The sequence below is a fragment of the Phormidesmis sp. 146-33 genome, from assembly GCF_052939515.1.
The window spans coordinates 18,927-39,882 of record NZ_JBJPHU010000060.1 but is presented as its reverse complement, the minus strand read 5'-3'; the positions used below and the strand labels follow the sequence as shown (position 1 = coordinate 39,882).

General features: G+C 48.8%; 18 protein-coding genes. 7 read left to right on the top strand and 11 right to left on the bottom strand.

The window, feature by feature from the left end; all coding sequences use genetic code 11:
• The 3 genes from ACJ2PR_RS21710 to ACJ2PR_RS21700 all read right to left on the bottom strand — a co-directional run.
• On the bottom strand, nt 1–136 hold a 136-nt coding region (locus ACJ2PR_RS21710), incomplete at its 3' end, for a BolA/IbaG family iron-sulfur metabolism protein (protein WP_446878512.1).
• A 102-nt stretch (nt 137–238) separates the two neighbouring features.
• Nucleotides 239–1,078: an alpha/beta hydrolase gene (locus ACJ2PR_RS21705; protein ID WP_446878511.1), complete on the bottom strand. Its 840-nt coding sequence runs from the start codon at nt 1,076–1,078 to the stop codon at nt 239–241.
• Nucleotides 1,079–1,285: 207 nt separating this feature from the next.
• The gene (locus tag ACJ2PR_RS21700) at nt 1,286–2,467 is read right to left on the bottom strand and encodes an RNA-guided endonuclease InsQ/TnpB family protein (protein WP_446878510.1); all 1,182 of its coding nucleotides are present in this window, start codon (nt 2,465–2,467) and stop codon (nt 1,286–1,288) included.
• Nucleotides 2,468–2,919: 452 nt separating this feature from the next.
• Here ACJ2PR_RS21700 and ACJ2PR_RS21695 point away from each other — a divergent pair, with 452 nt between their 5' ends.
• The gene (locus ACJ2PR_RS21695) at nt 2,920–3,642 is read left to right on the top strand and encodes an intradiol ring-cleavage dioxygenase (RefSeq protein WP_446878509.1); all 723 of its coding nucleotides are present in this window, start codon (nt 2,920–2,922) and stop codon (nt 3,640–3,642) included.
• Between the two features lie 15 nt (nt 3,643–3,657).
• Here ACJ2PR_RS21695 and ACJ2PR_RS21690 read toward each other — a convergent pair whose 3' ends face one another.
• Nucleotides 3,658–5,367: a caspase family protein gene (locus ACJ2PR_RS21690; protein ID WP_446878508.1), complete on the bottom strand. Its 1,710-nt coding sequence runs from the start codon at nt 5,365–5,367 to the stop codon at nt 3,658–3,660.
• A 224-nt stretch (nt 5,368–5,591) separates the two neighbouring features.
• Between ACJ2PR_RS21690 and ACJ2PR_RS21685 the strand changes: the two genes are divergently transcribed.
• From ACJ2PR_RS21685 to ACJ2PR_RS21670, 4 genes are all read left to right on the top strand, one after another.
• On the top strand, nt 5,592–6,230 hold the full coding sequence (locus ACJ2PR_RS21685) for a hypothetical protein (RefSeq protein WP_446878507.1): 639 nt from the start codon (nt 5,592–5,594) through the stop codon (nt 6,228–6,230).
• Between the two features lie 237 nt (nt 6,231–6,467).
• Entirely contained in the window at nt 6,468–6,665 is a 198-nt protein-coding gene (locus ACJ2PR_RS21680) for a heavy-metal-associated domain-containing protein (protein WP_446878506.1), read from the top strand.
• A 36-nt stretch (nt 6,666–6,701) separates the two neighbouring features.
• Nucleotides 6,702–8,990: a heavy metal translocating P-type ATPase gene (locus ACJ2PR_RS21675; RefSeq protein ID WP_446878505.1), complete on the top strand. Its 2,289-nt coding sequence runs from the start codon at nt 6,702–6,704 to the stop codon at nt 8,988–8,990.
• A 185-nt stretch (nt 8,991–9,175) separates the two neighbouring features.
• Nucleotides 9,176–9,391, top strand: coding sequence for a hypothetical protein (locus ACJ2PR_RS21670; RefSeq protein ID WP_446869224.1), 216 nt, complete (start codon nt 9,176–9,178; stop codon nt 9,389–9,391).
• On the opposite strand, the gene ACJ2PR_RS21665 is transcribed toward ACJ2PR_RS21670, so the two are convergent.
• Nucleotides 9,388–11,553 carry a PAS domain S-box protein gene (locus tag ACJ2PR_RS21665; protein ID WP_446878504.1) on the bottom strand — a complete coding sequence of 722 codons (2,166 nt, stop codon included), beginning with the start codon at nt 11,551–11,553 and terminating at the stop codon, nt 9,388–9,390. The two genes, ACJ2PR_RS21670 and ACJ2PR_RS21665, sit on opposite strands and share 4 nt — an antisense overlap.
• Before the next feature lie 460 nt (nt 11,554–12,013).
• Here ACJ2PR_RS21665 and ACJ2PR_RS21660 point away from each other — a divergent pair, with 460 nt between their 5' ends.
• Both ACJ2PR_RS21660 and ACJ2PR_RS21655 read left to right on the top strand, forming a co-directional pair.
• Complete coding sequence (locus tag ACJ2PR_RS21660; RefSeq protein WP_446878503.1) at nt 12,014–12,553, top strand: Rieske 2Fe-2S domain-containing protein; 540 nt, start codon at nt 12,014–12,016, stop codon at nt 12,551–12,553.
• A 98-nt stretch (nt 12,554–12,651) separates the two neighbouring features.
• A complete protein-coding gene (locus tag ACJ2PR_RS21655) occupies nt 12,652–13,827 on the top strand; it encodes an MFS transporter (RefSeq protein ID WP_446869228.1) in 1,176 nt (391 codons plus the stop codon).
• On the opposite strand, the gene ACJ2PR_RS21650 is transcribed toward ACJ2PR_RS21655, so the two are convergent.
• The 6 genes from ACJ2PR_RS21650 to ACJ2PR_RS21625 all read right to left on the bottom strand — a co-directional run bounded on the left by ACJ2PR_RS21650 (nt 13,796) and on the right by ACJ2PR_RS21625 (nt 20,953).
• A complete protein-coding gene (locus tag ACJ2PR_RS21650; protein WP_446869229.1) occupies nt 13,796–14,824 on the bottom strand; it encodes a heme-dependent oxidative N-demethylase family protein in 1,029 nt (342 codons plus the stop codon). The genes ACJ2PR_RS21655 and ACJ2PR_RS21650 overlap by 32 nt on opposite strands.
• A gap of 17 nt (nt 14,825–14,841) precedes the next feature.
• On the bottom strand, nt 14,842–15,315 hold the full coding sequence (locus ACJ2PR_RS21645) for a protein tyrosine phosphatase family protein (RefSeq protein ID WP_446869230.1): 474 nt from the start codon (nt 15,313–15,315) through the stop codon (nt 14,842–14,844).
• Between the two features lie 191 nt (nt 15,316–15,506).
• A complete protein-coding gene (locus ACJ2PR_RS21640; protein WP_446859982.1) occupies nt 15,507–15,884 on the bottom strand; it encodes a clan AA aspartic protease in 378 nt (125 codons plus the stop codon).
• Entirely contained in the window at nt 15,881–16,153 is a 273-nt protein-coding gene (locus ACJ2PR_RS21635; RefSeq protein ID WP_446869231.1) for a hypothetical protein, read from the bottom strand. The genes ACJ2PR_RS21640 and ACJ2PR_RS21635 overlap by 4 nt, the downstream gene beginning before the upstream one ends.
• Before the next feature lie 401 nt (nt 16,154–16,554).
• Entirely contained in the window at nt 16,555–18,564 is a 2,010-nt protein-coding gene (gene speA / locus ACJ2PR_RS21630; protein ID WP_446878502.1) for a biosynthetic arginine decarboxylase, read from the bottom strand.
• 118 nt (nt 18,565–18,682) lie between these two features.
• Nucleotides 18,683–20,953, bottom strand: coding sequence for a CHASE2 domain-containing protein (locus ACJ2PR_RS21625; RefSeq protein ID WP_446878501.1), 2,271 nt, complete (start codon nt 20,951–20,953; stop codon nt 18,683–18,685).
• Nucleotides 20,954–20,956: the final 3 nt, after the last annotated feature.

The window sequence follows — 20,956 nt, the reverse complement described above, 5'->3', positions numbered from 1 at the left end:
CGTAGACTAATTGATGCTGCTGGACACGCCGTTTGCCCTCAAACAGAGACGAAACGACCGTAACCTGGTAATGGTCTCCACCGCCTGTCAGATCTTGCACCTGCACCTGAGCATCCGGCAAACCAGACTTGATCATTGCTTCAACCTGATCGGGGCTAATCATCCAGTCTCCTTTGGGTACTGCAACGCGATTCTTTTAGTCTAACTGTTTGGGGTGCTTCCTTTGGTGAATCAGACGTTAACGATCGCTCACCACCCGCTTGATAAAGTCTCGAATCACATTCAAATTTTCTGGCTGGTCAAACTCAGCTTCTACATGGTTGTGTCCGGCATTGGGGATCAGCAGCAGTTGTTTCGCCTGGGGAGCGGCATCGTAAAGGGTTTGCGCCATTGAGACGGGAACGAGCGCATCAGCCGTGCCGTGAATGAAGAGCGTGGGCATTTTGAGCCATCGTACCTTGCCAAGCGAGTCAAATCTTTGGGTGAGAATCTGAGCGATCGGAAGCAGCCGAAATTTCCAATCCTGGGCGGCCATTTGTTGCATTGAGGTGAAGGTGCTGGAGACGATCAATCCTGCGAGGTTTGGAGTTTGGCTGGCGAACTGGATGGCGATCGCACCTCCGAGCGAATGACCGTACACGACAATTTTTTTAGGAGAAATTCGCCGTTCTCGGACAAGGTAATCCCAGGAGACTTGAGCATCTTGATAAACCGTTGTCTCCGAGGGAAAGCTGCCCTGACTGCGCCCATAGCCCCGATAGTCAATCAATAAAACCGACAAGCCCAATTCATAAAAGCGTTTAGCCTTGACTTCGACTGTGATATTGCCGCCGTTGCCGTGTAGATAGAGCAGCGTGGCGAGAGGGCGATCGTGTCCAATCCACCAGCCATGAATGCGCTCGACGTTGCCATTTCCCACGGTGACAGGTAGCCAGACTTCTTGATAAGGCAAATTGAGGGCGGCTAGATTTTTGTAATCGCGATCGGAAGGAGCAAAGATGAGACGACTCTGTGCAAAGAATAAAACGAGGCAAATGGTCAGATAAGCGATCGCCAAAAACTTGCCAAGATGCAACATTTTGTGGAGATTGAACAACGGTCTGTATTCCTCGCCTGAGAATTACTCAATTTAACAATAGGCGAGTTTGATGAAGTTTTTTCGCTTTGGTGTTTGGTGCCTCTGCCCCCACCCCCAAACTTTTGGATAAGATCTTTGGTTCATAGTTTCTTGACAACTCCCCTGCCTGAAGGCGAGGGGATTCTTGGTTCGTCAGGATAGCTCATGCTACTTGCCCTCCCCAAAATTCACTGCGATGTGCCCCACCGCTGTATATCCACGTTGCAAAACGACTTGTGCGGCCGCGACATCTCGATTCGTTTCATACCCACACTCAGGGCACTTGTGCATCCGTTCAGACAACTCCTTCTTGCCTGTATGCGTTTGGCATCTTGGGCAGGTTTGGCTCGTTCTGTTTGGATCGACCTTGGCAAAGTACGATCCTCGCTTGAAGCAGACATGACTCAAGATATTGAGGAACTGCCCAAAGCCTGCATCCAGAGTGTGTTTGCATAACATTCCGGCTGACATTGCTTTGAGGTTCAAGTCTTCAGCAAATATCGTTTGCCCTTGGTCGCACAAATGATGAGCGGTCTTAAAATGGAAATCTTTGCGACTGTTCGAGACGGTTTCGTGGTGTTTAGCAATTCGATGCTGGAGTTGACGAAACTTTCTAGACCCTTTTTTCTTACGCTTGAGTTGACGTTGCAGCAATTTCAGCTTGCTTTGTCCATCCACAAAGAATCGAGGTCTGTCCATCAATTCACCATCAGACGTTGCCAGAAAATGTTCTAACCCTAAATCAATGCCTAATCCATGCCCGCAAAGCGATGCTTGAGGCACGTCAACATCACATTGCAGAGTGAGCATCGCGTAGTAGCCAGATGCCCGTCTCACAACGCGAATCTGCTTGACCTCAAAGCCATCAGGAATGGGGCGCGACAGGTGCATTTTGACGGGGCCGACCTTGGGTAGATTGACCCAATCAGCACCATCAAATCGTTTGACAGACTCTAGATTCAATTGCGGGAACACAAAGGAGCGCATCCGTTTTTTGAATCTAGGGAAGCCATGAAAGCGATCCCACATCGCCACAAATGCTGCCTCTAGTTGCCGCAACACCTGCTGCAAGACATGAGTGTGAGGCAGTTTCAGTTCAGGAATTGATTTCTTTGCGTCTGCCAGTGTTTTGCACTGACGCGCAAAGGTTGGGCGTGGCGCATCGGCAGGGATGATGTACTCCTGCTTGAGGCTGCATGAGTTGATATCACACTTGCGAGAATTAACCCAATCCTTGCGTTCTCGCAGTGCAAAGTTGTAGACCTTGCGGCAAATGATGAGCCACTGGTCGAAGGTTTCGCGCTGCGCGTCGGTCGGAATGAGTTTGTACTCGTAGGTTAAATTCAACATGCAATGATTATGCCACGAGCCTGAATAACCCTCTTGAATCACTTTGGAGAAATTAAACTGGCTTCTAACTGCTGAAAACTTTATCTAATAACGGGTCTAGCATTCACACTTTATTGACTACTCTCGCGAAGGAATAGAAACGAATTGTGAATGCTAAAACGCTTGCTGGAAAAAGGTTGCATCGTTTTTTAGCAATTTTACTTCTTCTAAAGTGACATAAGAGGGATAAATAGTATTGCATTTATTCAAATTCCTCGACGAAGCTTTTGATTCTGTTTTGCTAAGGCTTGAGAGCTGTCCTCCGCTTCGCTAAAGGACGGGGCTTGCACCCATTTTCTTGGTCACTGATGGGGAATTTGTGGAACAGTCCGACTCTGTAACTAACGCAAAGACTTTCGTGGAATTCACACGATTTCACTCAACTCATTCAAGGGCATCAAACTATGAACCTCATGAATCGTTTCATTCATCACAGAGTAAATCGTCGAAGCGCACTGCTACTGATGCGATCGGTGGCCACTGCTCTCCTCGTGGGCTGTTTACCTAGAAAAATCAGCGCTGCCTCATCTCAAACGACACCCGGCTGTGTTGTGCGCCCTCAGCAAACCGAAGGCCCATATTTTGTTGACGAAAAGCTGAATCGATCGGACATTCGCTCAGATTCTAAAACTGGTTTGGTCAGAGCGGGAGTTCCCCTTCGCTTAAACTTGCGCGTGACTCAGGTGAGCGATCAGCTTTGTACCCCAGTCAAAGGCGCGATCGTCGATATTTGGCACTGTGATGCTTCGGGCATTTATTCAGATGTGAGCGATCCTCGTTTCGATACAAAAGGACAAAACTTTTTGCGAGGCTATCAAACCACCGATGCAAGTGGAAACGTTCAATTTTTGACGATTTATCCAGGGTGGTATCCAGGTCGAACGGTACATATTCACTTCAAAATTCGCACCGCTTCTGAGCAGAGCCAGGAATTCACGTCACAACTGTACTTTGATGATGCGATTAGCGATCGAGTTTATGCCCAGGAACCTTATGCCGAAAAGGGGGCGCGATCGGTCAGAAACGATCGAGATGGCATCTTTCAGCAAGGGGGAACTCAACTCCTGCTATCGCTTTCTCCGATCGATCAAGGCTATGCGGCAACCTTCGAGCTTGGGCTGCAAAAAACCTCATAGCCTTGGGGCATTCATCTAACGAATACGTTTTTGCCACTCTGCGATCGCCTTCTGAGCCTCCGCATACACCTGGGGACGCTCTTTAGGAACCAATTGTGCCGCCGCGATCGCTTGTCTAAAAGATTTCTCAGCCGCCCGTTTTCTAGCAATCTCTAGAATGTCTCGACTCCAACGATCGATATCCTGTTGGGCTTGATCGTAAAGCGGATCGCCCGGAGGAATGCGCTGGGCCCGCTCGATCGCTTTGTTGGCATCCGAGGCTAAGGTGGGCTTGATCAGCGATCGGGCTTCATTCAACAGCGCTTGAGAATTTTGAGGCTGAGAGGGCGGTGCGATCGTCGGCTTGGCAGTCGGAGAGGCAGTCGCTTTTGCAGGCGTTATGGCAACAGGTTTTGGCTTGGTCGTCGGCTTGGTCGTTGGCTTAGGAGATTGGCCACCGGGAGTAGTCAGTTGAGTAGATTTGGGCGTGACGGATGGAGAAGGATTGTTTGCGGTCTGCTGCCCTGTAAACGTTTGCCAATTGCGAAACAGCACCCCCAACAACAACAGCAGCAAAACCGCCCCACCCCCAAAGAGAATTCGCTCCCAAAACATCTGATCTGGGGCAGGCTCAGCAGGAATTGATCTCTTCGAGTTACCCGCAAGGGGTCGCTGCTCGGTCGGCAGTTGGGGCGAATTAACCTGGTAATGGTCTCCACCGCCTTTCAGAACTTGCACCTGCACCTCGATCGCCAGATTAGGTTCAGCGTCCGAAAAGACTGGCTCCTCTAGTTCGAGATCGGGGACTGGGGGCGCTGGCAATTCGTCTGGCAGATCGTCAAACGGGTCGCGGTAGGCATTGATCGGCGCAGCGGGTTCTAAATTGGGTTCTAAATTGGGATTGGTAGAAGCCACGTCATCGTCGGGCAGCGGCGGCACAAAAAAATCAGCTTCGAGATCAAACGGATTGCTCTCAACATCATTCCAGGCTTCCATTTCTGCCCAATCGACAGGGGTCGTGACTTGATAAAGCTGATCAGGTGAACTGACCGCCAGAACGGGATCTTGAGGGGGACGATCGTGATGATCACACAATTCGGGTAGCCGCTCTTTGAGAAAATCCTCTAGATTAGCCAGGGTTGAACATTGATGCGATCGCAGCGCTTCGAGCAGTGCCGCTGTAAATAAGCCGTGTCCCAATGTCGATGACTCGTGAGAAAACTGTTCTGGCTGAGACGAGAAAAGAGTTGGAATCCGAGACCCATTGGCCAATTCTGTCGTCTGAATGCCAAACTTTTCGCCCGACACGGCCGCCTGACTGCGATTGACATCCAGCAAAACTAGAATGCGATCAGTGGGCAAATTTTTCAAACTGTCGTAGAGCGATCGCAACGGAATTCCTGTCTCAGGCACATTCACCGGATCGGCTTCGATCGGCATCAAATAATCCTGACCCTGCCAGCAAACCCCGTAGCCACTGAAGAAAACCCACAACCAATCATCGGGCTGCACCAGATCTTTTTTGAGATAGTCTAGCCAGCCTTGCAGATTGCCCCGACTCGGATAGGTCGATCGGTTGAGCACTTCGGGCGAAGTATCGGTAAACAAAAGACAGCGATCGGGCAAAAACCCTGCCTCGCTAACCAAACACTCGCACAACTCCTGTGCATCCTGTTGGGCAAACTGTAAAGGCTGAAGAAACTGATAGTGGTCGATCCCAACTGCAACTGCCCAGTGATTGGTCATTACAGACACCTCAAACGAATTAGCAAATCTCACGTTTAGAACGCCGTGCAAACATAATAAGAAAAATCTGCTTTCCTGGAACTAATATTTTGGCAAGCGTGGGGAAGTTTGAAGTTTGAGTGTTGAATTTTGAGTTAAAAGTAAAAAGTTCTCAGACCAAGAATTCAAAACTCCCAAGCTTTAAAGTCTCAATCCCTACTCACCCCTTTAGAGGAGTCACTGAAATGATTGTCGATCGCCTGCTTAAGTTCCAATTTCGGCGCATTTTTTCGCTCGGCACCTCTGCAACCGGGCTGGCGATCTGGCTGGGGGGCGGTGGACTGTGGATGATCAACGCTGCGATCGTTCCGCAACAGGTTCGAGCCTATGAGACACGGGTGGATGTGGGACTCGATCGCTTACCCAATGAAACCTACCAAACTTTGGTGCAGCGAGCCGAACAGGTCGCCAGAGCAGCGGCCCAGAGGAGCTTCGATCGCGATATTCTCATCAGTCAGGTTTCTGTGATTGTCATTGGGCGCAATCAGGGGGCAGAAGCTCCGATTTTGACGCTGGATGTCAGCCGAGTTGAGTGGAAAAACCGCCCCGATACGCGACGTTGGGCGACTTATTACAGAACAGCTCCAGCGTTGTTAGGGTTTGATGGCTCCACGCCGACGGTCTTTAGTCCTCCAGCCCAACCTGTCCCTGCACCAGTGACCGCCCCAGTCCCCCCACCTGTTCAGGCTGTCCCAAGCACTCCTCAATCTCCGGTGCCGCCAGGGGTCACACCTCCAACCCAACGAGCAACACCCCCCGCGCAGACGACGGACGAGAATGGGAATACGGATGAGGTGGAGCAGCCGGAGGATGAGGAGCAGTAAGGGGGAGGAGGGAGGAGGGAGGAGGGAGGAGGGAGGATTAGACAAAAGTTCTGAAGCGCTTGTGTGTCGATGAAGCTGGCGATCGATTCGTGGGCATCAAGATTTAACAGTTCTCTAACAATCTTCCTTGACTCTCTAGCCTACTGGAGACTTGACAATAGGAGTCAGCAGATCGGTTTTCTCCGCACTACTTTTCTCCGCATTACTTTTCTCCACATTACTGAAGCTCAAATCCTCATGACTCTTCAACTGACTGTTCCTAATATGGCCTGTTCCGCGTGTGTTACGACGATTACTGAGGCGATCGCTCATATTGATGCTACTGCGACCGTCGAAGCTGACCCCAAAACCAAACAGGTCAAAGTCGAAACTCAACAGCCTGAAACAGCGATTAAAGCGGCGATCGTAGCAGCAGGCTACACCGTTACTCCGTAGTTCCATTTCAACCTAAAACTGAATCTGAGCAAACTCATGGAAACCGTTACACTCAAGCTGCAAGGGATGAGTTGTGCTGCTTGTGCCAGCCAGATCGAATCGGCCATTCGAGTGGTTTCGGGGGTCAGCGTCGCGACGGTTAACTTTGGAATTGAGCAGGCGATCGTCACCTATGATCCTCAAAAAACCGATATAGAAAGCATTCAAAAATCTGTCAGCGAGGCGGGCTATTCTGCGTTTCCGCAACGGGACGAGGTTGGCGAAGACGAAACCGAACAAGCCAATCGTCAGGCAGTTTCTCGACAGCTAAAGCGACAAATTTTAGTGGCAGGCAGTCTCAGTACGATCGTGGTGATTGGCTCGATTCCCATGATGACGGGGGTGCAGGTGCCTTTCATTCCGATGTGGCTGCACAATGCTTGGGTACAGCTTGTCTTGACCGCCCCGGTGCAATTTTGGTGTGGGAGCGCTTTTTTTGTCAATGCCTGGAAAGCCTTTAAACGACACACCGCTACAATGGATACGCTGGTGGCGATCGGAACGGGGGCCGCTTATCTCTATTCACTGTTTGCCACGCTGTTTCCTGGCTTCTTCGTCACACAGGGATTGCAGCCAGAAGTCTACTACGAAGCGGCTGCGGTGATCATTGCGCTGATTTTGCTGGGTCGGTTTTTAGAACATCGCGCCAGAGGAAAGACCTCGGATGCCATTCGTCAATTGATGGGACTGCAAGCGCGGGACGCTCGAATCATCCGTAACGGTCAGGAAATGCGGGTTCCGATTCAGGCGGTTCAGATTGGCGATATCGTCGTGGTGCGTCCGGGTGAAAAGATTCCGGTGGATGGGCAGATCGTAGAAGGGGCTTCGAGGCTGGATGAGTCGATGGTCACAGGCGAAAGTATGCCTGTCAAAAAGCAAGCTGGAGACGACGTGATCGGGGCGACCATTAATCAGACTGGGAGCTTTAAGTTTCGGGCGACTCGCGTGGGCAAAGACACGATGTTGGCTCAGATTGTCAAACTTGTGCAGCAAGCTCAAGGGTCAAAAGCGCCGATTCAACGATTAGCCGATCGTGTCACTCGTTGGTTTGTGCCCGTTGTCATTGCCATTGCGATCGCCACGTTCATTCTCTGGTTTGTCGCCTTCGGAAACTTGACGCTGGCTTTGATTACAACGGTTGGCGTGCTGATTATCGCCTGTCCTTGTGCTTTGGGATTGGCGACACCGACTTCGATCATGGTGGGCACGGGCAAAGGAGCCGAAAACGGAATTTTGATCAAGGGTGCCGAGAGTCTTGAACTGGCGCATAAAATCCAAACGATCGTGCTAGATAAAACCGGAACGCTAACGCAAGGAAGACCGACCGTTACAGACTTTATAACTGTGAAGGGAAGTACGGGCGAACTCAGGCTTCTACAACTCGCGGCCTCGATCGAACATCAGTCAGAACATCCCTTAGCAGCAGCCGTCGTTCGGTATGCTCAGTCTCAAGAAGTGGAATTGAGCCAGGTAGAAAATTTTGCAGCGATCGCGGGCAGTGGCGTTGAGGGAAGGGTCACAACGCTTTTGGTACAGATTGGAACCCAGCGCTGGATGGAAGAACTCGGCATTGAATCTCAACTGTTGCAGTCTCAAAAAGCGCAGTTAGAAGCGGCTGGCAAAACGGCGGTCTGGATTGCAGTCGAGGGCAAAATTGAGGGACTGTTGGGAATTGCCGATGCGCTCAAACCGTCTTCAAAACAGGTCGTCCGATCGCTCAAAAAACTTGGCTTAGAGGTGATCATGCTGACCGGAGACAATCGTCAAACCGCCGAAACGATCGCCCACGAAGTCGGGATTACGCGAGTGATTGCGGAAGTGCGCCCTGGTCAAAAAGCCGATCAAATTGCCGCCTTACAGTCAGCGGGAAAAATCGTCGCAATGGTGGGGGATGGCATCAATGACGCTCCAGCACTCGCCCAGGCACAAGTCGGCATTGCGATCGGAACCGGAACCGATATTGCTATCGCGGCGAGTGATATTACGTTGATCTCTGGTGATCTCCAGGGCATTGTCACGGCCATTCAACTGAGTCGCGCCACCATGAGAAATATTCGTCAAAACCTCTTTTTTGCCTTTGTTTATAACATTGCTGGCATTCCGATCGCAGCGGGTGTTTTATTCCCATTCTTTGGATGGTTGCTCAGTCCAATGATTGCGGGAGGGGCGATGGCGTTGAGTTCTGTTTCGGTGGTCACGAATGCGCTGCGTTTGCGAAACTTTCGGGTGAGGGAGGAGGGAGGAGGGAGGAGGAAGGAGGAAGGAGGAAGGAGGAAGGAGGGATGAAAAAATATACTAATCGGATCTGTATGTCAGCATCGTTTTTAATATGAATTTGATGAAAGGCTTCGCTGCAATTCTTGTCTTTAAGTCTCCCAAAATTGGCAGCTTGGGGGACAGAAGGACAGCACAACGAAGCGAAGAAACTTCATCAAATTCACGCCCTTTTTGATAGCAGGAAACTATTTAGTATGAGCAGACGTAACGTTTTAGGATGTTTAGCAGGCTTGATGATGCTTTCTACTTCAGCAGCCAGGGCACAGATGCCACAGATGCCAATGGATTCGTCGAGTCAGTTTAAGCGGATCGAACAACCGATCGCTCTCAAAGCAGGAGTCATTGTGGGAGGCGTGGCGCTCATTGGACTGGAGCTTTGGTGGTTTTTGAGTAAGCCAGCTAATCGCTAATTATCTCCCAAGGTTTGACGAATGGGAATCTTGATCATAAATTCTGTCCCGTTGTCGGGAGATGAAATGCACTGTAATGAGCCTTTATGCTTCTCGGTGATGATCTGATAGCTGATAGACAATCCTAGCCCGGTGCCTTTGCCGATCGGCTTGGTCGTAAAAAATGGATCAAAAACTCGCTGTTGGGCGCTCTGTGACATTCCACAGCCGTTGTCAGCAATCCAAATGGTGACATCAGAGCAATCGATTTCTGTACGAATACGAATTACTCGCCAATCTCGATTGCCTTCGTTGAGCGCGTCGATCGCATTACTGAGAATATTCATAAACACTTGATTAAGCTGTCCCGCGTAGCATTCCACTAGCGGCAACTCTCCGTAGTCTCTGATGATTTGGATCGCAGAATAATTGGGTTGTTTTTTAAGTTGATTTTGCAGAATCATCAGCGTGCTGTCGATCCCTTCGTGAATGTTGACTGCTTTCATGTCAGATTCATCCATCCGAGAAAAAGTTCGCAGTGACAAGACGATCTCTTGAATGCGTTCTGCCCCCAGTTTCATCGAGGCCATTAGCTTGGGTAAGTCTGCCATAAGAAAATCGAGGTCGATCGCGTCTACTTCATGAGCAATCGCAGGGATTGGATCGGGATAGTGGGATTGATAAAGCGCAATCAGTCGCATCAGATCCTGAGTGTATTCATCTGCATGGTTAACATTGCCGTAAATAAAGCTAACAGGATTGTTAATTTCGTGAGCAACCCCAGCCACAAGCTGCCCCAGGCTTGACATTTTTTCGGTCTGGACGAGTTGGGCCTGAGCCTGTTTCAGGTCTTGCAACGTTTGTTCTAGCTGCTGGGTTTGCTGTCTTAGCTGAGATTCAGACTGACGAAGCGCGTCTTCTGCCTGTTGGCGTTGTTCTTCACCGCGCACGCGATCGGTAATATCGGTTGCAATGCCACAAATTCCATAGATCTGATTGTCATCATTGAGCAGAGGCACCTTGACTACAACGCTGGTATGAAGTCCATCAGCATGGGGAACCGTCTCCTCAATCTGAAACAGGTTGCCGCCTTCCATCACTTGTCGATCGTTGTCCCGCAGCGTTTTGGCAACGGAGTGAGGAAAGATATCATAGTCGGTTTTGCCATTGAGCCGTTTGCGATCGCAGTTAAATAGCGTTTCAAATTGACGATTGATTAATAGATAGGTGCCATCGGTGTGCAAATACTCTTTAACAAAAATGCAGGCACTGGTGTTGTCAATAATGCTTTGCAGAAGTTGTTGACTGTTTTGAAGTTGAGTCTCTGCTTTGGTGCGATCGCCGATTTCTGCCTGGAGTTGAGCAATTACCTGCTGCAATTCGACGGTGCGTTTTATAACGCTGGCTTCTAGTTTCTCATTGGCTTGCTGAAGGGTAATTTCTGCTTGTTGCCGACTGCTGACATCCACCACAAGCGAAGCGGCTCCGATCACTTGCCCAGCCGCATCAATGAGTGGAGTGTTGTACCATTCACAGGCGATCGTAGTTCCTTGTTTAGTAAGATTCTCATGGGTGCTGCGGTTGCCACCTTTTTGTGTGAGAAGCTGTTGCCAGTGATCAACGTGAGGTTTTGCCGTCTCAGTTAACAAAAATTCTGCGGTTTGCCCGATCGCTTCGTCACTGCTATAGCCAAAAATCATCGCCGCCGCCAGATTCCACGCCACCACTTCAAACTGGGTGTTCCATTCAATCACGCCGATCGGACTTTGTTGAATCAATAGAGCAAGCTTTTGTTGCGATCGTTGAAGTTCTGCTTCGGCTTGTTTGCGCTGGCTGATATCGTGCGCGACGACATAAAACAAGTGTTGTTCAGAAACGGCCGTTGCCGCCCAGGAGAGCCATCTATAGGAACCATCTCGACAGCGACAGCGGTTTTCAAACGAGACTGTCTCAATCCCTTGAGTGATTTTTTCCGCTTCTGCCAGCGTTGCAGCGCGATCGTCGGGATGCACAAATTCGATAAAAGGCGTTGACTGCAATTCCTCTAATGTGAAGCCCAAAGTCTTTTGCCAAGCTGGATTGAGTTGTTTCAGATATCCATCAAATCCGGCAATGCAGAGCAAGTCGATCGATAGCTGAAAGAATTGCTCTTTGGCGGCATCTGTCAATTTCTGAGTAGTCATGGGGCAGATCTAGAGAGAGCAAAAAGTTGAAAACGGGTGACTTGGGCTTAACATAGATTCGAGACAAGGAGTTGCTGTGATGGCTTCTGAGTCAGAACACTTGCTCTAAAGTCGCCCAGCATGGGGAGTTAGAAAGCAAAAGTGCTGAATCGCGGACTCAGAATTTGTCGAGTTCACATACCCTTAGAGTGCCCATCGTAGCTTAAAGGCTGACTAGAGAAAATATTTCAGGCGTTTTAACAAGCACTGATTTAAAGGTCTGCTGATGGTTTTTCAATCGATCACAAACTGACATTGTTTTGGCGATCGCTGCACCTCCCCCATTAGAACCCTGTCGGTTTAGCACAGATTCGACAACACTAAAGGGAGGGCGGTACATTTTAGACTCTGCAACCCCTCAATCTAACTCAACCAAAAACTGCGTTACGCTACCCATCGCACCTCTATCTTGGTTAAACCCTTGAATACTCTAAACCAGCGACGAAAATTTCTGAAGGTTCTCATTGGTGGTGGAATTGGCACGGTCGCGATCGGCTTTCTCTTTCCCAAAACCAGTCAGAGTCAAACCGTGGAGCTTGAGGCATTGTGTGCATCTTCCCCGCTCAATTCTCGCTGCAAAGATTATCTTCCGGGAGTGAGCGCCCTCGACCTGAAGGGCAAACCGATTCGCGCCGATGCTCTTTTGGCGACAAAACCCGATCAGCCGATTCCCGTCAAAGGGTTGAAGGATGATCTGGTTTATCTAGTTGTCACTCAGAAGGCAAAAATTGCAGAATACGCGATTCGGCCGGTCTGCACGCATCTAGGCTGCACAGTGGAATGGAAGTCCGATCGCCAGCAGTTTGTTTGCCCCTGTCACGGCTCACGGTTTGATGGTCAAGGTCGAGTCACCAACGGCCCAGCCCAGCGATCGCTGCCGATCGTCTCGGTGGTCGTCAAACAAAATCAGGTTCGACTAGTTGATCGCGCTCCAGCCATTGACCCTCGAAAAGCAGTGTAATCTGCCCCGATGAGAGCAGCGATTCTCACTCTTGGACAGAGGATGTAGACAGAGAATGCGTGGTAAGGTGCGTATGCCTTGTCATTGCTGCCCACTGTATGAATCGCACGTTTTGGATCACTGCTCTCATCTCTTTTATCAATGCGCTGAGTTTCACAATTTTAATTCCCGTTCTCTACTTATATGGGAGACAATTTGGGTTAACTGATTTTCAGACAAGCCTGCTGTTTTCGACCTATGCAGTCGCTCAGTTTTTTGCGACTCCGGTGATTGGGAAACTCTCCGATCGCTTTGGTCGAAAGCCGCTATTGATCATCAGTCTAGCTGGAACTGTCGTTGCGAATTTAATTGCAGGAACAGCGACAACAGCAGGGATTTTGTTTTTTGCGAGATTTTTAGACGGGATAACCGGGGGCAATGCGTCAGTTGCTCAAGCGATCATTTCGGATGTGACAACGCCTGCAAATCGGGCAAAAGGATTCGGCATTATTGGGGCAGCATTTGGGCTAGGATTCGTTTTGGGGCCAGCATTGAGTTTGTTGGCGCAGCAGATTTCTCTAGGCGCGTCATTTATGATGTCAGCAGCGATCGCGCTGATTGCTTTGGTGACAACGATCGTCTTTTTGCCTGAAACGCTACAAGTCAAAGCAGACACAGAACACAACCTTTTCGATTTGGGTTTAGAAAACTTGATCAAAGGATTGACAATTCCCAAAACTGGGATTCTTTTGATCATTAATTTCTTAACCGGAACGACGTTTACCATGTTTACTTATGCGTTCCAGCCTTATTTCTTGAGTGTTTTGAGTCAAGATAATCAATCTCTCACGATGATGTTCTTTTTGTTTGGCATTCTGGGTGTCTTTATGCAAACAAAAGGTGTTTCTCTTTTGACACGTAGACTCAATCTTGGCATGATTTTGTTTTTAGCGTTGTTTGTTCGCAGTCTTTCGTTTGTGATAATGCCAATCTGGTCAAACATTGTCTATTTTGTGATTGTCAGCGTATTCTTTTCACTGTTTAATTCTTTAGTTCAGCCGATGATTAGCACGTTGATCTCTCTAAATGCTAGACCTGAAGAACAAGGTACTGTAATGGGGTTAAATTCTTCTTATTTAAGTGTTTCTAATGCGTTTGGGCCAGTCATCGCTGGACTGATCGTAAATCAATCTCATCCTGAAACTTATGCTTACCCATTTTATCTCGCTGGTATTCTCACTTTTTCAGTTTTAGCGTTGGCAATTAAGACTCGCAGGCAATATCAGGTGACTTGAATTCTGAGTTTTTAAGCCAAGTTAATATCGCTTGCTGACTGTTAGACAATCCCTTGTATTCCAGTGACTGAGGACTCATGGAAGCGATCGCTGCTCTCAACTTTTCCCGCATTTCTCCATTCAACGACTGACAATCCCAAAAATAAGTACGAATCGTAAACAGGGCCGTCTCCAAATCTGGCAATCCCCAGATCACCTGCCGTTCTATTCTCAAATACAGCTTGGGGTCAGTCGGATCAAACTGCCTTCCCTGCCAGACTGCTTGAGAAATGTTAGGCGGCGGGATAGGGTGATGATTGAGGCGAGTATCGGTGGTCAGCCCCCAAGCAAAGCGCACCCACGGATCATGAGAGATCATCGTATTGACGATCGCCGCCGATCGCACATTCATTCGCTCCATGCCCGCCACAGGGGAATGAATTTCTGCAAATGTCTTCCCAATTTTTTGCTCTGCCGACCAATAGTTAGGGGCGCATAGATGAATCGCACTCAGCCAATCTCGATCACCTGTCCGACAAATCACCGCCACATCTTCTTGAATTTGAGCCGCCAGCGCATCGAGAGCAGAGACATAGGGAGGAGTGACAGAGGTGCGACTTGACAGTAATTTCAGATCTTGGTCAAAGTGCAAAGTCTCGTTTGTAAGAATGCAGTCTAGAGTAAATTCGTCTTCTGAAATTTGCAGATGGAACTGATCAGGATGTTCGTGAGTGAGACGATCAACCATCAAACGAGCGATCGCCGTGGCTACGTGATCCGAATAGTTACAGGTTTGATAATACTTTTCGAGGCGTTCTGAGCGATCGCGCAGCTTGACACATCGGTAGTCAGCAAAATTTTCGTCGAATTGAAACACCTGTCGATCGGCTTGCCCGTTACCAAAGTCAGTACCCAAGGGGAACAAACCAGGCTTAACTTCATAACGGCCGTTTGCAAGGGGAAAGTACCGCAGCGATTTTGTAACACCAATTTCCTGGAAGACTTCTTCTAGAATCATTGAATCAAAGTGTTAAATTACTGGTTCAAATTTTGGGCTTGATAGTGTTCGATCGCCTGTTGTATAAATTCCTGCCAATCATCATTCGGAGTCCAAATTTGGTATAAATCTTGTGATGCAGCTTCGTGGCTCATATGATCATTAATGCGACGATAAAGATACATAAAAGCTGACACTCTCATATTCATCGCACAGTGGACAAAGATGGGTTTTTCAGCGTTCGTATTCAGAATCGTAAAGAAGCGATCGAGGTCATCCAAAGTTGGCTCAGTCCAAATCACTGGAATGTGAACATATTCCATTCCTAACGATTGTACGATCGCAGGTTCATGGGCAATCGCGTTGGTGGATTCAGGCACCGCTAAGTTGATCACTACTTGATAACCCGCCTGAGCGATCGCCGGAAACTGTGCTTCGGTGGGCTGACCTGCTGTGGCGAGGCGATCGGACAGTTTGAGAAAGTTAAAAATCTCTTCAATTTGACCAGACATGCTGATTCTCCTTGAATTCTTCTCAGGTTTGCAGAGGACTTAATTCTACAATATTGTTCTATACCATTGGAGAAGTGAGCAATCGGCTCACCCAAACAAATCAACTTCTTTAGTGACAGTAAGCAGTGAAGAGGCTGTATCTTCTCAGACTCCGCAAAAGTGCTCAATAAGGTTGGTGTGCAGCGCACTTGTCAGACTGTTTTAACTTTGTAGAGTTCAACATGACCTCCTTCAAACACTTGCATCGTTAGCTGGTAGCCTTCCATAAGCAACATTCCCACCAGTGGTTCCGAATCAGCTTCATCAACTGGAATTGTTAGAAGGACTTTATCCCAAACAATAATTGCTTCGTAAACATTGAAAACACATTCACTCCCATCTCCAAGAATGGCTCGTCCTCGCCTTTTCCACTTCAGATCTAACTGGGCAATCAAATCTGAGGGGAGTGAAAGCCAACCGTTAAAACCTGTGTCTACGATCGCATCTTGGGCATGAACTTCTCCACTAAAGCCATAGACTGACAGTGAAATAATCGCTTCAAACTCCGCATTGACAATTCCCACAATCATAGAGATTTCTGGGTACGTCCGCCAAATCGACGAACATGGCGGGAACCAATGCGAACAATCCAGATTTGAGCATCAGGATGCCGAGTTTCGAGGCGATCGCAGGCAGCAATTTCACGAGCATCCACTTCAAAGTCTCCGGTTTCGATGTCGATCGCGACAATCTTCCCCTCGTTGCTTTCTTCAACTTGAGAGCGTACCTGGGACTCATAGATTTCGTCTCCTCTTTGAGCAAACTCCTCTTTACTGTAGCGAGGTTGTCGAACGGTCATAGCCTTAACCTTGAGTGTCTGCGCTATCTCATTTTACCTTGAACAGTTGGGTATCTGTTTCACCTTTTGAGATGAGCGATAAAGCCACACGGCTGCGCAGCGATGAGGATTGGTAGAGAGCGCTCCTTCTGTGCTGATTGATGAATAGCTCCATTTTAGGAGAGAATTAGCTGTCAGATTGGAACTGAGAGGATTAAGTCGAAATTGCTTAGGATCGTGAATTAAACAACCTGTAATTCTCGCGGTTTCGCTTCGTTTAATTCGGCTTCTGCCCCCTAAATCCCCCAAAATTTGGGGACTTTGAACTAGAAATCTTGCCCGAAAGTCCCCCAGAATTGGGGGGTTGGGGGGCAGAAGCGTTGAGTAACGAAGCGGAAAACCTTTGTCGAATTCACGTAAAATTAGGGCGACAGATAGGTATAGCCGCTCAAACTGCGCTCATAGTTTTGGAGTAGAAGCTGAGACTCCTCTAGCGTGATTCGGTGTTCCTCTAGCGCTTGCTCAGTTTGGCGGCGAATGCTCTCAATCATATCCTCCGCGTCATACTGCACATAGCCCAACACCTCCTTCATCGTGTCCCCTCGCACCACATGTTCAATTTGATATCCCTTGGGCGTGAGTTGAATATGTACCGTGTTGGTGTCGCCAAACAAATTGTGTAAGTTGCCCATGATCTCTTGGTAGGCTCCGTTGAGAAACATCCCTAGATAGTAAGACTCACCTGGCTTTAGTTTGTGCAACTCCAATACCGACTTGACATCGCGCAGATCGATAAATTGGTCAATTTTGCCATCACTATCACAGGTCAAATCAGACAGCGTTGCGCGTTGGGTTGGCTCCTCATCCAGGCGGTGAATCGGCATGATCGGAAAGAGTTGATCGATCGCCCAGGCATCTGGCGCAGATTGAAACACGGAAAGATTCATGTAATACATCGATGCCATGATCTTTTCCAGGTCTTCTAAGTCATCGGGGACATAATCAAGTTGACGCGCGATCGCCAAAATCTTGTGACAACAAGCCCAATACAATCGCTCTGCCCGTGCCCGTTCTGGCAAACTCAAATAGCCAAACCCAAACAAACTTACCGCCTCTTCTTTAAACTGGGTTGCATCGTGATAGGCCTCTTGAAAGTTTTCGGACGCGATCGAGCTATAGGTTTCGTAGAGATTGCGAATCACCAGGTGTTCGTTTTCCTGCAATGGTTCTGGCGTGTCAGAAGGAACTTCACTCGTGCCCAAAATGTCAAAAACGAGAACAGACTGATGAGAAGCGATCGCGCGTCCACTTTCACTCACCAGCGTCGGCACCGGAATCTTGGCACCCGTACAGGCATCTTTGATCGCAGCGACGACATCGTTGGCGTAGTTTTGAGTGTTGTAGTTTTTGGAGGCGTGAAAGTTAGTTTGAGAGCCGTCATAATCCACACCCAGACCGCCACCACAGTCAAAATACTGCATGTTTGCGCCGAGTTTTACCAGTTCAGCATAAATCTGACCCGCTTCACGTAGGGCATCCTTGATGACGCTGATAGCAGAGATTTGGGAACCGATGTGAAAATGCAGCAGTTGCAGCGAATCCAACATGTTTGCGTCACGCAGTTGTTCGACCGCCCGAATGATTTCAGGAATGGTTAAGCCAAACTTTGCCCGATCGCCCGCCGACGTTCCCCAGCGGCCAATTCCTTTTGCACTTAGTTTTGCCCGCACGCCCAAAATCGGCTGCACGCCCAAACGTTTGCTGGACTCGATCGCTAATTCCACTTCTTCGACTTGTTCTAAAACGATAATCGGTGTTTGTCCTAATCGTCTCGCCAGCATTGCCGTTTCTACGTATTCTCGATCCTTATATCCGTTGCAGATCAGTAACGCACCTGGTGTTTTGAGTGATGCTAAAGCGATCATCAATTCTGGTTTTGATCCGGCTTCCAGCCCAAACTGATGCGGTTGACCAAACCGAACCAAATCCTCGATCAAATGACGCTGTTGATTACACTTCGTCGGAAAAACGCCCTTATAAACGCCCGCATAATTGTAACGAGCGATCGCCCTCGAAAATGCTGCATTCAATCGCTCAATTCGATCTTCTAAAATGTCTGAAAAACGAATCAACAAAGGCAACCCTAAATTCCGGTTTTTCAGCGCATTCACCAACTCAAACAAGTCCAACGAACCGCCCCGATCGCCCTTGGGTGAGACCGTCACATGACCCGCCGCATTAATCGAAAAATACGGATCGCCCCAACCTTTAATCCGATAAAGTTCTTCGCTGTCTTCGATCGTCCAGGTTTTGGGTGGGTTGGCGATCGTGAGTGATGTAACTTTGTTGTTGAGTACGATCGACGAGTCTTTTTTCGGTGACTTCTCGTCTATCTTGGTGTCCGTTTTGGTTGTCGTTGGGCGTTCCCCCATCATCTTTTCCCCTTACAAAATCGGTTTGACATGTCAGTGTATCGCATCCCTCCCAATCTTGTGAGTTCCCTAGGGTACCTCTTGCAGCAGTTGACAAATTGACTTGGCATAACATCCCTCATCCCTCATCCCCCTCCTGCCGCAAATAATAAAGTAACGCCGCAACCTCTGGAGGCATCGCAGTAAATCGAATGCAAAAATGGTGAGAATTGTCGGCTGGCACCTCAACCACTTTGGCATAGACATCACCCAATCCTCTAGCCTTACTACTGCCTGCCAACAGATTGATTTGCAGATTTTTTAACACCTCTACCGAATGCTTAGAGTAAACAACGGCAGTATGCGTAGAGAGCTTAACGATCGTCGCCTGATAGAACGTTTCAGACAAGTGTTTTCCTTCCACAATTCGATATTGCAATGGAATCGTCTGACGCAAAGGAATCAGGGTTACAGCTTCTTCTTTGGGCAGAAATAGATTAAACTCGCCGCCAATTCCACCAATTTCATAAAGGCTAATGGGGTCTTGAATGCCCTTCATCTGAACCTGCATCTGTCCATCGACCCGCACAATAGGAGCCACTTCTTTAAGCGTATCTTTTGAAATCAGAATCTGTCCGCCCACACTATAAGACTCAATCCGAGCCGTCAGATTAACATGGCTACCCACAACGGTATATTTAGCACGACGATGAGATCCAATATTGCCAGCAAGTACTTCACCTGTATTGATGCCAATGCCCATTTCTAGAGCAGGCAGATTCATTTCGATAATCTTTTGATTGACACTCTCCAACGCTAACTGCATCGCGATCGCACAGGCAATCGATCGCTGAACGTCATCCTCTCGCTGAACGGGAGCGCCAAACATGACGAAAATACCATCGCCCATGATTTCGTTAATGGTGCCCTTATACTCGTTAATCACCTGCGTCATCGATTCTAGATACAGATTGATGAATGCAACAGCAGTTTCTGGCGAGACTCGTTCTGATATCGCAGAAAACCCTCTCAAATCAGACATCATAATCGTTACTTTGCGCCGCTCGCCGCCTAGCTTGAGACCTTCAGGCGACTCCAACAGGCTGGCAACGACTTCATCTGTAAGGTAGCGACCAAAAGTTTGACGCATTCCCGCCGCCGTACTCGCCACATAGCCCGTAACCACCACCGCCGACCCCACCATTCCTAACAAAGGCGGCACCACCGGAATCCACCAGCCTTGCAAAAACGCTAGAAAACTGCCTCCAACCAAGCCGCTCCCCAACAAAACAATGCTGACTAAATTTAACGGCAGCTTTTGGGTCAATCGACGACTCGCTTGCTTAACCGTACTGCCCTGATGACGCAGCGCCCAGCTAATCGTTGCCCCCACGATCGACCACACCGCCACCCAGCCAAACTCCACCGGGTCAGACCAGACTCGAAGCTGGTTGCGCCCATCTATTGCAGCACTGACAAGCTGACTCGCCACATCTGCATGAATCGTCACGCCACTCACCGCCTTCAGCGATCGATTCCCCAGTCCACTACTATAAGGAGTCAACAACGTATCACCCAAGCTTGCTGCGGTCACGCCAATCAAGACAATGCGATCGCGCGCAAACTCAGCAGGCATCCGACCTTCCAACACATCTGTCATCGAAATGGTGGCAAAGCCTTCTCTCAGATTGCGAAAGTTAGACAAGATCTGATAGCCGCCTGCATCGGTCTGCACATAGCCCCCATCATCTTTCTGAAACGGTTCAAAAATGGCTTTTCCTAGCTTGAGACGATGGTTGTCTGCATCGAGCATCTCAGGTTTGATGCCTTGAGTGTCAAGATAAGTGAGTGCGATCGCCGCTCCCAGTCCACCGATCGTTTGTCCCTGTTGATCTTTGACTGAGAGTAAGGCACGCCGCACTTTGCCATCAGTATCCACAATCAAATCATTAGCACTTACTTGTCCCAGTTTGCTCAAGACAGGGGGAGGATTGACTGCAAATCCCGTTCCGTCGCCGACGACTTTCTGAATTCCTATTAAATTGGGCGTTGAATTAAACACTTTAACCAGATCAGAATATCCAGGCTGGACAGGCAAATCTCGATAAAGATCAAGTCCGATCGCTTTAGGTTGTTGCTGCTTGATGGTCTTCAATAGTTTTGTCAACACCGCATCTGACATCGGCCACTTACCCAGCTTTTGCACATCGGCTTCTGTAATGCCTACGATCGCAATTCGAGGGTCGATCGCTTCCGCAGGACGCAGCAGAAAGAACTGATCAAGTGCTGCCAACTCAAGGGACTGTAAAACACCCGTCAGGCGCAATCCCATCAAAACTCCTGCGACAGTGGGTGCAGTAATCAAGACCCCGCGCCACTGCCATAATGCTTTTCCTAGCTTTGCCCACATACG

Excerpts from the sequence above, each read along its gene's own strand:
- ACJ2PR_RS21645 (WP_446869230.1), bottom strand. The coding sequence starts at position 15,315 with ATGTCTGGTCAAATTGAAGAGATTTTTAACTTTCTCAAACTGTCCGAT.
- ACJ2PR_RS21625 (WP_446878501.1), bottom strand. The coding sequence starts at position 20,953 with ATGTGGGCAAAGCTAGGAAAAGCATTATGGCAGTGGCGCGGGGTCTTG.
- ACJ2PR_RS21695 (WP_446878509.1), top strand. The coding sequence starts at position 2,920 with ATGAATCGTTTCATTCATCACAGAGTAAATCGTCGAAGCGCACTGCTA.
- ACJ2PR_RS21640 (WP_446859982.1), bottom strand. The coding sequence starts at position 15,884 with ATGATTGTGGGAATTGTCAATGCGGAGTTTGAAGCGATTATTTCACTG.
- ACJ2PR_RS21655 (WP_446869228.1), top strand. The coding sequence starts at position 12,652 with ATGAATCGCACGTTTTGGATCACTGCTCTCATCTCTTTTATCAATGCG.
- ACJ2PR_RS21635 (WP_446869231.1), bottom strand. The coding sequence starts at position 16,153 with ATGACCGTTCGACAACCTCGCTACAGTAAAGAGGAGTTTGCTCAAAGA.
- ACJ2PR_RS21675 (WP_446878505.1), top strand. The coding sequence starts at position 6,702 with ATGGAAACCGTTACACTCAAGCTGCAAGGGATGAGTTGTGCTGCTTGT.
- ACJ2PR_RS21650 (WP_446869229.1), bottom strand. The coding sequence starts at position 14,824 with ATGATTCTAGAAGAAGTCTTCCAGGAAATTGGTGTTACAAAATCGCTG.
- ACJ2PR_RS21690 (WP_446878508.1), bottom strand. The coding sequence starts at position 5,367 with ATGACCAATCACTGGGCAGTTGCAGTTGGGATCGACCACTATCAGTTT.
- ACJ2PR_RS21705 (WP_446878511.1), bottom strand. The coding sequence starts at position 1,078 with ATGTTGCATCTTGGCAAGTTTTTGGCGATCGCTTATCTGACCATTTGC.
- ACJ2PR_RS21685 (WP_446878507.1), top strand. The coding sequence starts at position 5,592 with ATGATTGTCGATCGCCTGCTTAAGTTCCAATTTCGGCGCATTTTTTCG.
- ACJ2PR_RS21665 (WP_446878504.1), bottom strand. The coding sequence starts at position 11,553 with ATGACTACTCAGAAATTGACAGATGCCGCCAAAGAGCAATTCTTTCAG.
- ACJ2PR_RS21680 (WP_446878506.1), top strand. The coding sequence starts at position 6,468 with ATGACTCTTCAACTGACTGTTCCTAATATGGCCTGTTCCGCGTGTGTT.
- speA (WP_446878502.1), bottom strand. The coding sequence starts at position 18,564 with ATGGGGGAACGCCCAACGACAACCAAAACGGACACCAAGATAGACGAG.
- ACJ2PR_RS21700 (WP_446878510.1), bottom strand. The coding sequence starts at position 2,467 with ATGTTGAATTTAACCTACGAGTACAAACTCATTCCGACCGACGCGCAG.
- ACJ2PR_RS21670 (WP_446869224.1), top strand. The coding sequence starts at position 9,176 with ATGAGCAGACGTAACGTTTTAGGATGTTTAGCAGGCTTGATGATGCTT.